We start from the raw sequence: 10,272 nt of genomic DNA on the forward strand, positions 1-10,272 counted from the left end.
CGCGTGGTGGTCGTGGCCGCGCCCGGGCGCGCCCCCGGGGTGCGCGCGGCTCTCGCGGCCTCGGCGCTGGCGCCGTTCCTCCGGCCGCCGTCCGGAGGCGGCGTCCTGGACGCACCGCTCGCCGTCCTGACGCCCCGCGAGACCAAGGGGCTCGAGTTCGACGTCGTCGTGCTGGTCGAGCCGGCGGACCTCGAGGCGACCCCGGGCGACCTCTACGTCGCGATGACGCGCCCGACGCGTCGGCTCCACGTGGTGGCGAGCGGCCGGCTCCCCGCAGGGCTGGTCGGCGACGAGGCGGACGCCCCGGCCGCGCCCCTTCACTCCTCGCAGGCGACCTGACCCAGGAGCGCCAGACCCTGGAGGTCGCCCGGACCGAGGTCGGTGCGGGTCGACGTCATGGGGTGCATGAGCTCGGCCGGGTCGTCGACGTGGTCGAGCCCGAGCACGTGGGCGAGCTCGTGGACGACGATGGCACGCGCCTGCGCCGCTCCCCCGTCGCGGGCGAGCAGCTCCGAGAGGTCGTCGGCGTCGAGCACGAGGCGCCCCGCGGCGAGCCACCTGCCCGTGCCGTCGGCCCCCGGCACGGCGGCCGAGCCGCCCACGCCTGCCACCTGGCCCGCGAGCTCGGGCACGACCGTCTCGTCCGACCACGCGACCAGGACGGGCGCCCAGCCCGACCCGTACCGCTCGGGCTGGATGAGGCGCCGCTCCAGGCGCGGCTCCTCGTCCGTGGTGCCGGCCGCCTCGAGCCGCAGGCCCGTCGCCGCCTGCACCAGGACGACCGCCTCGTCCAGGACCGCCTGGCCCCCGGCCGGCGCACCGTCGGGGCGCACGACGTACCGCACCGGCCGGCAGGGGTCGTAGCCGACGGGCCCGCCGGCGGCGTCGGTGTGCAGGAAGGCGTGCGAGCCGGACGTCGTCACGGCCACGGCGGGCAGCGGACGGCCCTGCGCCGGGGCCGGCGCGGGCACGGCGACGGCCTCGCCGTCGATCTCCACGTACGCCCGGGGGCGGACGAGCGCCTGCAGGTCCCCGCCGGACCCCTCGTAGGCCATGGCACCGCCGGTGAGCGCCACGGCCAGGACGAGCACGACCACGCCGGGACGGCGCCGGCGCCGGGCACGACGCCGCACCACCTCCGGGACCGGCGCCGCATGCTCCACGCGCACAGTGTCCCGGTGTGCGCGGCGTCCCGCCTGTCGGGCCGGTTTTGGCCGCGCTCCCCCGGCGGTCCACCATGGACGTGTGCTGCGCGCCCTGCTCCTCGAGAGCCTCCACCCCCTGGCCACGACGATCCTCGAGTCGGACGGGGTCGAGGTGACGTCCCGGACCGGCGCGCTGGACGAGGACGAGCTGATCGCCGCCCTCGACGGGGTGCACCTGCTCGGCATCCGCTCCAAGACCCAGGTCACGCCGCGCGTGCTCGACGCCGCCCCGGACCTCATGGCGATCGGCGCATTCTGCATCGGCACCAACCAGGTGGCGCTGCGTGCCGCCGCCGAGCGCGGGGTCGCCACGTTCAACGCCCCCTTCTCCAACACGCGCTCGGTCGTGGAGATCACGCTCGCCGAGATCATCGCCCTGACGCGGCGCCTCACCGAGCGCGACCGCGCCCTGCACGACGGCGTGTGGGACAAGTCCGCGGAGGGCTCGCACGAGGTGCGCGGTCGCACGCTGGGCATCGTCGGCTACGGGAACATCGGCACCCAGCTGTCGGTGCTCGCCGAGGCGCTCGGCATGTCGGTGGTCTTCTACGACTCGCAGGAGAAGCTCGCGCTCGGCAACGCGCGCCGCATGGAGACGCTCGACGAGCTCCTCGACGTCGCCGACGTCGTGACGCTGCACGTCGACGGGCGTGAGGGCAACGCCGGCCTCTTCGGCGCGGCGCAGTTCGCGCGCATGCGGCCCGGCGCGATCTTCCTCAACCTCTCGCGCGGGTTCGTCGTGGACTACGCGGCGCTGCGCGAGCACGTGCTGTCGGGGCGGGTCGGCGGCGCCGCGGTCGACGTCTTCCCCGAGGAGCCCAAGCGCCGTGGGGACGCGTTCGACTCCGAGCTGCGCGGCCTGCCCAACGTCATCCTCACCCCGCACATCGGCGGGTCGACCGAGGAGGCGCAGGAGGCCATCGGGCAGTTCGTGGCCAACAAGCTGCGGGACTACGTCCGCACGGGCTCGACCACCCTGAGCGTCAACCTGCCCAACCTCGCACTGCCCGCGGGCACCAGCACCCACCGCCTCGCGCACCTGCACCACAACACCCCGGGCGTCCTCGCGGGGATCAACCAGACGCTCGCAGAGCACGGGGTCAACATCGAGGGCCAGCTCCTCGCGACGCGCGGCGAGCTCGGCTACGTGGTGACCGACGTCGCCGCGGACCTGGGCCCCGACGTGTGCGACGTGCTGCGGACCATGCCGCAGACGATCCGCCTGCGCGTCCTGTCCTGACCCGGGCGGGGTCGGCCCGGGCGTCCTGACTCCGGGGTCCGGTCCGGGCCGCTGCGGCCCGGACCGGCCCGGTCAGCCGGTCTTGCGGCGGAACGTGCGCTTGCCGGGGCCGGTCGTCTCGGGGCCGTGGACGGCCCCGGTGTTGGACCGGCCCTGCGCACTGCGGTGCGCGGCGCCCTGCTTGCGATCGAGCGCTTCGCGGAACCGCGCCTTGGCGTCCTCGGGCACCGTGGTGTCCTCGGGCACCGTGGTGTCCTCGGGCACCGTGGTGTCCTCGGGCACCGTGGTGTCCTCGGGCGCCGTGCCGGCGCCGTCCTCGGGGGTCTGGCTGCGGTCGTCGGCCATGGGCCCACCTCCTGGTGTGGTCGTCCTCCGGGGGCTCCCGGGCTCCGGCGCTGGTGCGTGGGGCGGTGCCACGCTACTGCGCCGCACCAACGCCTTTCTCCCTGGACGCCCGGGGTGCGCGTCGGCGTACCGTCGGGCGGTGCCCACCATGACGTACCGCCGCGCCGGGCGCTCCGGTCTGCTCCTGCCCGCCGTCTCGCTCGGGCTCTGGCAGGGCTTCGGGGTCGACCGCCCCGTCGCCCTGCAGCGCGAGATCGTGCTGCACGCCGTGGACCGGGGCGTGACGCACCTCGACCTCGCCAACAACTACGGGCCGCCCCCCGGGGCGGCGGAGGAGACCCTGGGCCGGCTCCTGCGCACCGACCTGCGGGGCCACCGCCACGAGCTCGTGCTGACCACGAAGGCCGGTTACCGGGCGTGGCCGGGACCGTACGGCGAGCACGGCGGCCGGGCGTACCTGCTGCGCTCGCTGGACCGGTCGCTCGCGCTCCTCGGCGTCCCCGAGGTCGACGTCTTCTACAGCCACCGCTTCGACCCGACGACGCCCCTGGCGGAGACGATCGCGGCGCTCGGCACGGCGCTGACCTCCGGCCGGGCGCGGTACGTCGGGATCTCGTCGTACTCGGCGGCGCGGACGCTCGAGGCGCTCGACGTGGCCCGGGACCTGGGCGTCCCGCTCACGCTGCACCAGTCGTCCTGGTCGCTGCTGAACCGCTGGGTCGAGCGCCCCGCCGCCGGACCGGACGGCACCGAGCAGGCTCTGCTGGACGTCGTCGAGCGCGCGGGGATGGGCCTGGTGGCGTTCTCCCCCCTCGCCCAGGGTCTGCTCACGGACCGGTACCTGCGCGGCGTGCCGCCGGACTCGCGTGCCGCGCGCGGCGGCTCCTTCGACCCGGCGTGGCTGACGGCCGAGAACCTCGGGCGCGTCCGGGGGCTCGACGCGATCGCCCGGGCCCGTGGCCAGAGCCTCGCCCAGATGGCGATCTCGTGGGTGCTCCGCGACCCGCGGACCACCTCGGTGCTGGTCGGGGCGAGCAGCACCGCCCAGCTGGACGACACCCTGGCCGCCCTCGACGGGCCCGGCTTCTCGGTGGACGAGCTGACGGCGGTCGACGCCCTCGCGCAGGACGCCGGCGTGAACCTCTGGGCTGCACGCTCGAGCGACCTGTGACGGGACCTTCTGGTCATCAACCTACGGTTGCGTAACCTAGAATCGAGACGTGGAACCCACCGCCGACCGCCCCTGGCTCGCCTCGTACGCACCCGGCGTCCCCGCCGACGTGCCGGAGCTGGACGGGCCCGTGACACGGACCCTGGAGAACGTGGCCGCGCGGTACGCGGGCCGCGTCGCGACCGACCTGCTCGGCCGCGGCACGACCTACGGCTCGCTGGCCCGCCGGGTCGCCCAGGCCGCCGGCGCGCTGCACGCCCACGGCGTGCGGCCGGGCGACCGCGTGGCCCTGGTGCTGCCGAACAGCGCGACGCACGTCGTGGCCTTCTACGCGGTGCTGCGCATCGGCGCCGTCGTGGTCGAGCACAACCCGACGTACTCCAGCGAGGAGCTGCGCCACCAGCTGGCCGACAGCGGCGCGACGGTCGCGCTGGTGTGGACCAAGGCGGTCCCCGCGGTGCTCGAGGCGCGACCGCACACCTCCGTGCGCACCGTGGTCGCGGTCGACCTCGCCGCCGACCTGCCGCTGTCCTCGCGCGTCGCCCTGCGCCTGCCGATCGCGGCCGCGCGGCGCAGCCGCGACGCCCTGCGGTCGCCGGTCCCGACCGCACCCGACGTGACCACGTGGGCGCGGTTCGTCCGGGGCGCGGAGCCGCTGCCCGCGGCACACCCCCACCCGGACCTGGACGACGTCGCCCTGCTGCAGTACACCGGCGGCACGACGGGCACCCCCAAGGGCGCCGTCCTGACGCACCGCAACATCGCCGTCAACGCGGCGCAGGGCCAGGCCTGGACCCGTCACGACGTGGGCAGCGAGACCGTCTACGCGGCCCTGCCGTTCTTCCACGCCTTCGGCCTCACGCTCTGCCTGACCTACGCGGTGCGCATCGCGGCGACCTCGGTGATCTTCCCGAAGTTCGACGTCGACACCGTGCTCGCCGCCCAGCGCCGACGCCCCGCGACCTTCATGCCGGGGGTGCCGCCGATGTTCGAGCGCCTGGCTGCGGCGGCCAAGCGCACGGGCACGGACCTCACGTCGCTGCGCCGGTCGATCTCGGGCGCGATGGCCCTCTCCGCCGAGACGGCGCGGGCGTGGGAGGAGGTCACGGGCGGGATCCTCGTCGAGGGGTACGGCCTGACGGAGACCTCGCCGGTGGCGCTCGGGAGCCCGCTCTCCGAGGCACGTCGTCCGGGGACGCTCGGCCTGCCCTTCCCCTCCACGTGGATCCGGGTCGTGGACCCCGAGGACCCCATGGTGGACGTCCCGGCCGGCGATCAGGGCGAGCTCCTCATCTCGGGCCCCCAGGTCTTCCAGGGCTACTGGAACCGGCCCGAGGAGACCGCGGCCGTCCTGATCGAGCGTGAGGGCCGGACGTGGCTGCGCACCGGCGACGTGGTGGTCGTGGAGCCCGACGGCTTCGTGCGCCTCGTGGACCGCATCAAGGAGGTCATCATCACCGGTGGCTTCAACGTGTACCCGTCCCAGGTCGAGGACCACCTGCGGCAGATGCCCGGCATCGAGGACGTCGCCGTGGTCGGGGTGCCCGCCGCCGGTGACCTCGGCGAGCGCGTCGTGGCCGCGGTGGTCCTGTCCCACGGTGCGACGGGCGTCGAGCTCGACGCCGTCCGCGCCTGGTGCGAGACCCGCCTGGCGCGCTACGCCCTGCCGCGCGACCTCGTGGTCCTCAGCGAGCTGCCCCGCTCCCAGATCGGCAAGGTGCTGCGGCGCGTCGTGCGTCAGGACGTCATGAACCGCTGAGGCGGCGCACCCTCAGCGCGCCGCCTCGCGCAGCACGCGCGAGCGCACGTAGTCGTGGACCTCGTCGAGGGTGGCGACCTGCCGGTCCGTCTGCCCCCACAGCTCACGGCACCGGTCCGCGTCGACCCCCAGGGCCGGCGCCAGCGCCGTCATGGTCTGCCACAGCCCGCGCTTGCCGACGACGGCGCTGCGCAGCAGCTCGACCTCCAGGAGGGCCGTCAAGGGCTCCCGCTGCAGGCCGGCCCCGCTCGTCTTCAGGCGCGCCAGCCGCTCCCCGGCCCAGGTCGCCACCTGCTTGGGCCGGGCCTGGACCAGGTCCAGGTCGCCGATCAGCGCGCGCAGCTCCTCCCGCTCGCCCTCGACCTCGTCCGCCACGCGGGTCAGTCCCGGGCCCACCGGGGTCCGGGCGAGCGCCTCGGCCGTCCGGCGCATGCGATGCGAGCCGGCCACGGCGCCGGCGAGATGGTCGTTGAGGTAGGTCGACAGGGCCGCGCGGTCCAGCCCACCGGTGGCGGGGGACGTGCGGCCCGCAGCGGCGTCGGTCATCGCGCCTCCCGTCTCGTGACCGGACAAGCGTCGCAGAGGCACCCACGCGGCGCGACCGGATGACGCTCAGGCGGGACGGTCGCCGTGCTCGGCGCGCAGCGCCGTGATGGCGGCCTCGAAGTCGTCCAGCGACTCGAACGCCTGGTAGACGCTCGCGAAGCGCAGGTACGCCACCTCGTCGAGCTCGCGGAGCGGGCCGAGGATCGACAGCCCGATCTCGTGGGCGTCGAGCTCGGCCGTGCCGGTGCTGCGGAGGTTCTCCTCGACGCGCTGCGCCAGCAGGGCGAGGTCGTCCTCGCTCACGGGGCGCCCCTGACAGGCCTTGCGGACGCCGTTGACGATCTTCTCGCGGCTGAACGACTCGGTCACCCCGGACCGCTTGACCACCGAGAGCGAGGCCGTCTCCAACGTGGTGAAGCGGCGCTGGCAGTTCGGGCACTGCCGCCGGCGCCGGATCGAGGCGCCGTCGTCGGACGTGCGCGAGTCGACCACGCGGGAGTCGCTGTGCCGGCAGAACGGGCAGTGCATCGCGCCTCCACCTCCTCCGGCTGACCGCCACACCGTACCGTCGGCGGGCACCGCGCTGCGAACCGCGGTGGTCACGGACGCTGGGGGCCAGGGCGGCGGGATCAGCGCTGCGGAGTCAGGGCTGGGGATCAGGGCTGCGGCACGAGGATCTGCTGCCCGACCTGGAGCTCCGCACCGCCCAGCGCGTTGAGCTGGACGAGGTCGGCGACGACGTCGCGACGGTCCTGGCCCGGCGCCGCGACGCCCCCGGCGATCTCCCAGAGCGTCTCGCCCGGCGCGACGACGTGCGTGACCACGGGCTGGGCGGCCGCGGGAGAGTCCGCGCCGGCGGCCTGGGCCGAGAGCACGACGCCCGCCCCGGCGGCGGCCGCGACCAGCCAGACCGTCAGCCGGCCACGGCGCGTGAGGCGCAGGTGCCCGCCCTGGGCCCGCCCGTCGGCGGCCCGGACCTCCGGGACGCGCCGGGTCGTCGTGCGGCCGGCCGTCGTGCGTCCGGCCGTCGTGCGTGCGGCGGGCGTGCGGACGGACAGGACGGGCTCGTGGTCCCACATGATCGCCGTCATGGCGTCTCCCCTTCGTCGAGCGATTCGAACGCGTGTCCGTCGAACGGCTGTACGTCGAACGTCTGTACGATGTCTACCACGGGCCACCCACCGTGTCGAGACACGCTCGAACAGATGTTTGATCACGCGGCATCGCGCCCCTAAGGTGGAGGCACGACGAGAGACCATCACGAGGCACTGACACGACCCGTCGCAGGGCCGGTCGCCCGAGAAGACATCGCCCGAGAGACATCGCCCGAGAGACACGGAGGCCGTCATGGCGCCCAGGACCACACCCCCGTCGGGCACCGACCAGCAGCCGGGCGGTGACCTCGCGTCGGTGACCGCGCTGCCGGACGCCGCCGCGGGCGGCGACGGGCTCACGCCCCGCCAGCGCCTCGTGCTCGAGACGATCCGGTCGAGCGTCGAGCGGCGGGGCTACCCGCCGAGCATGCGGGAGATCGGCGAGGCGGTCGGGCTGACGAGCCCGTCCTCGGTCAAGCACCAGCTCACCGTGCTCGAGCGCAAGGGCTACCTGCGGCGCGACCCGCACCGTCCGCGCGCCATCGAGGTCGTGCAGCCCGACGACTCGCGGGCCATCAGCCGGCTCGGCGCCGACCGGGGCGGCGTGCCCGTCGACGAGACCGGCATGCACGACGCCGCCCCGGCGCCGTCGTACGTGCCGGTCGTGGGTCGCATCGCGGCCGGCGGCCCGATCCTCGCCGAGCAGGTCGTCGAGGACGTCTTCCCGCTGCCCCGCCAGCTCGTCGGCGAGGGAGAGCTGTTCCTGCTCAAGGTCGCGGGCGACTCGATGATCGAGGCCGCCATCTGCGACGGCGACTGGGTCGTGGTCCGGCGCCAGCCCGTGGCCGAGAACGGCGAGATCGTCGCGGCCATGATCGACGGCGAGGCGACCGTGAAGACGCTACGGCGTGCGGACGGCCACGTCTGGCTGCTGCCGCAGAACGCCGCCTACGAGCCGATCCCGGGCGACGACGCCGTCGTGCTCGGGCGCGTGGTGAGCGTGCTGCGGAGCCTGTGACCCCCGGTCAGAGCCCGAACTGCCGCGCGACGGCGCGGATCTGGTCGGCGGACCGGCGCAGCCCTGCCAGCTCCTCGTCGGACAGCGGGATCTCGAGCCGGGCGGCCACGCCGTCTCGGCCCACCACGGACGGGACCGACAGGCACACGTCGGAGATGCCGCGGTAGTCCTCCAGGAGCGAGGACACCGGGAGCACCCGGCGCTCGTCGCCCAGCACGGCCTCGATGATGCGTGAGCCCGCGAGGGCCACCGCGTAGTTGGTCGCGCCCTTGCCCGCGATGATCCGGTAGGCGGAGTTCACGACCTCCTCCGCGATCCGCTGGCGGTCCGCGGCCTCGAGCCGGCCGACGACCGTGCCGTTGGGCCCGGGCACGCCCGGCCACTCCATCAGGGGCACGGCGCCGATGGTCGCCGAGCTCCACAGCGGGATCTCGGAGTCGCCGTGCTCGCCCGCGATGTACGCGTGCACGTTCTGCACCGCGATGCCGGTGTGCTGCGCGAGCAGGTAGCGCAGCCGCGAGGAGTCGAGCACCGTGCCGGAGCCGAACATCTGGTTCGGCGGCAGGCCGGAGAACTTCAGCGCGGCGTACGTGACGATGTCGACCGGGTTCGTGACCATGACGTACACGGCGTCCGGCGCGACCGCGACCAGGTCCGGGAGCATCCCGCGCACGAGCCCGATCGTCGCCTCGGCGAGGTCCAGGCGGCTCTGCCCGGGCTTCTGCTTGGCGCCCGCGGTGACGACCACGACGTCGGCACCGGCGCAGACCTGGATGTCGTCGGACCCGACCACGTCGGCCATCGGCATGAACTGGATGCCGTGGCCGATGTCGAGCGCCTCGGCCTCGACCTTCGCCGTGTTGATGTCGTAGAGCGCCACGGAGCGCGCGGCCCCGCGCATGAGGGCCGCGTAGGCCATGGTCGAGCCGACCGATCCCGCGCCGACCACCGCGAGCTTGGTGGTGCGGCGCCCGGTCGGGGACGCGTCGAGCCCCATGTCGTCGTGCTCGTGCTCGACACGTCCTGCCACGTCCGCCATGAGCCGTCGCCTCTCGTTCGTCGGGTCGTGCCTGCCACCCTACGGGGCGGCGTCCGGCCCCCGGGTGATCGCCGGCCCGCCGGCCTGTGCGGCGAGCCGGGCCAGCGCCGCGCGCGCGACGCCGCCGTCGGTGGTCTGCCAGAAGGGCGGCATGGTCCGGGACAGGAACTGCCCGTAGCGCGCCGTCGCCAGCCGCGGGTCGAGCACTGCCACCACCCCGCGGTCGGCGTCGGTCCGCACGAGGCGCCCCGCGCCCTGCGCCAGCAGCAGGGCGGCGTGCGTCGCGGAGACCGCCATGAAGCCGTTGCCGCCGCCACGCTCGACCGCCTCGGTGCGCGCGGAGCGCACCGGGTCGTCCGGGCGCGGGAACGGGATGCGGTCGATCAGCACCAGGCGGCACGTCGGGCCCGGGACGTCGACCCCCTGCCAGAGCGAGAGGGTGCCGAACAGGCACGTCGCGTCGTCCTGCGTGAACCGCTCGACGAGCGTCGGCAGCTGGTCGTCGCCCTGGCACAGGACCGGGACGTCGAGGCGCTCGCGCATCGCCTCCGCGGCCGCCACCGCGGCCCGGCGCGAGGAGAACAGGCCGAGCGTCGCGCCGCCGGCCGCGGTGACGAGCGAGGCGATCTCGTCGAGCTGGGCGTCGGTCGTGGGCTCGCGCCCCGGGGCCGGCAGGTGCCGGGCGACGTAGAGGATCCCCGCGCGCGGGTAGTCGAACGGGCTGCCGACGTCGACCCCGTGCCAGCGCATCGGCCCGGGCGTCGTCGCCGCCGCGCGTGCGGCATCCGGCGCGACGTCCTCCGCGACCTCCGGCGCGGCCGGCTCGGTGCCGCGCCGGACCGCGTCGGCGCCGGC

Annotated in this window: 11 protein-coding genes and 1 pseudogene; 5 read left to right on the top strand and 7 right to left on the bottom strand. The window is 75.0% G+C overall.

Annotated features, from left to right (window positions below; genetic code table 11):
- A pseudogene (locus IDM29_RS11575) lies at positions 1-339 on the top strand (hypothetical protein); the annotation flags it as partial.
- Here IDM29_RS11575 and IDM29_RS11580 read toward each other — a convergent pair.
- The gene (locus IDM29_RS11580; RefSeq protein WP_182113630.1) at positions 318-1,163 is read right to left on the bottom strand and encodes a matrixin family metalloprotease; all 846 of its coding nucleotides are present in this window, start codon (positions 1,161-1,163) and stop codon (positions 318-320) included. The pseudogene IDM29_RS11575 and the gene IDM29_RS11580 sit on opposite strands and share 22 nt — an antisense overlap.
- An 82-nt stretch (positions 1,164-1,245) precedes the next feature.
- Between IDM29_RS11580 and serA the strand changes: the two genes are divergently transcribed.
- Positions 1,246-2,445 carry a phosphoglycerate dehydrogenase gene (gene serA / locus IDM29_RS11585; protein ID WP_182113629.1) on the top strand — a complete coding sequence of 400 codons (1,200 nt, stop codon included), beginning with the start codon at positions 1,246-1,248 and terminating at the stop codon, positions 2,443-2,445.
- A 72-nt stretch (positions 2,446-2,517) separates the two neighbouring features.
- On the opposite strand, the gene IDM29_RS11590 is transcribed toward serA, so the two are convergent.
- Positions 2,518-2,790 carry a DUF5302 domain-containing protein gene (locus tag IDM29_RS11590; protein WP_182113628.1) on the bottom strand — a complete coding sequence of 91 codons (273 nt, stop codon included), beginning with the start codon at positions 2,788-2,790 and terminating at the stop codon, positions 2,518-2,520.
- A 148-nt stretch (positions 2,791-2,938) separates the two neighbouring features.
- On the opposite strand from IDM29_RS11590, the gene IDM29_RS11595 reads away from it, so the two are divergent.
- Together IDM29_RS11595 and IDM29_RS11600 are read left to right on the top strand one after the other, a co-directional pair.
- On the top strand, positions 2,939-3,961 hold the full coding sequence (locus tag IDM29_RS11595; RefSeq protein WP_182114104.1) for an aldo/keto reductase: 1,023 nt from the start codon (positions 2,939-2,941) through the stop codon (positions 3,959-3,961).
- A gap of 49 nt (positions 3,962-4,010) precedes the next feature.
- Positions 4,011-5,720, top strand: coding sequence for an AMP-binding protein (locus IDM29_RS11600; protein ID WP_182113627.1), 1,710 nt, complete (start codon positions 4,011-4,013; stop codon positions 5,718-5,720).
- Between the two features lie 12 nt (positions 5,721-5,732).
- Here IDM29_RS11600 and IDM29_RS11605 read toward each other — a convergent pair whose 3' ends face one another.
- The 3 genes from IDM29_RS11605 to IDM29_RS11615 form a co-directional block, all read right to left on the bottom strand.
- Positions 5,733-6,266, bottom strand: coding sequence for a hypothetical protein (locus IDM29_RS11605; RefSeq protein WP_182113626.1), 534 nt, complete (start codon positions 6,264-6,266; stop codon positions 5,733-5,735).
- A 66-nt stretch (positions 6,267-6,332) separates the two neighbouring features.
- Complete coding sequence (gene nrdR, locus IDM29_RS11610) at positions 6,333-6,794, bottom strand: transcriptional regulator NrdR (RefSeq protein WP_182113625.1); 462 nt, start codon at positions 6,792-6,794, stop codon at positions 6,333-6,335.
- Between the two features lie 128 nt (positions 6,795-6,922).
- Positions 6,923-7,357, bottom strand: coding sequence for a LysM peptidoglycan-binding domain-containing protein (locus IDM29_RS11615; RefSeq protein WP_182113624.1), 435 nt, complete (start codon positions 7,355-7,357; stop codon positions 6,923-6,925).
- A gap of 256 nt (positions 7,358-7,613) precedes the next feature.
- Between IDM29_RS11615 and lexA the strand changes: the two genes are divergently transcribed.
- Positions 7,614-8,378, top strand: coding sequence for a transcriptional repressor LexA (gene lexA, locus IDM29_RS11620; RefSeq protein WP_182113623.1), 765 nt, complete (start codon positions 7,614-7,616; stop codon positions 8,376-8,378).
- A 7-nt stretch (positions 8,379-8,385) separates the two neighbouring features.
- Here lexA and IDM29_RS11625 read toward each other — a convergent pair whose 3' ends face one another.
- Positions 8,386-9,375, bottom strand: coding sequence for an L-lactate dehydrogenase (locus IDM29_RS11625; RefSeq protein ID WP_182114103.1), 990 nt, complete (start codon positions 9,373-9,375; stop codon positions 8,386-8,388).
- 81 nt (positions 9,376-9,456) lie between these two features.
- On the bottom strand, positions 9,457-10,272 hold an 816-nt coding region (locus IDM29_RS11630), incomplete at its 5' end, for an ATP-dependent DNA helicase (protein WP_188037553.1).

The sequence above is a fragment of the Actinotalea sp. JY-7885 genome, from assembly GCF_014525465.1.
GTDB lineage: Bacteria > Actinomycetota > Actinomycetes > Actinomycetales > Cellulomonadaceae > Actinotalea.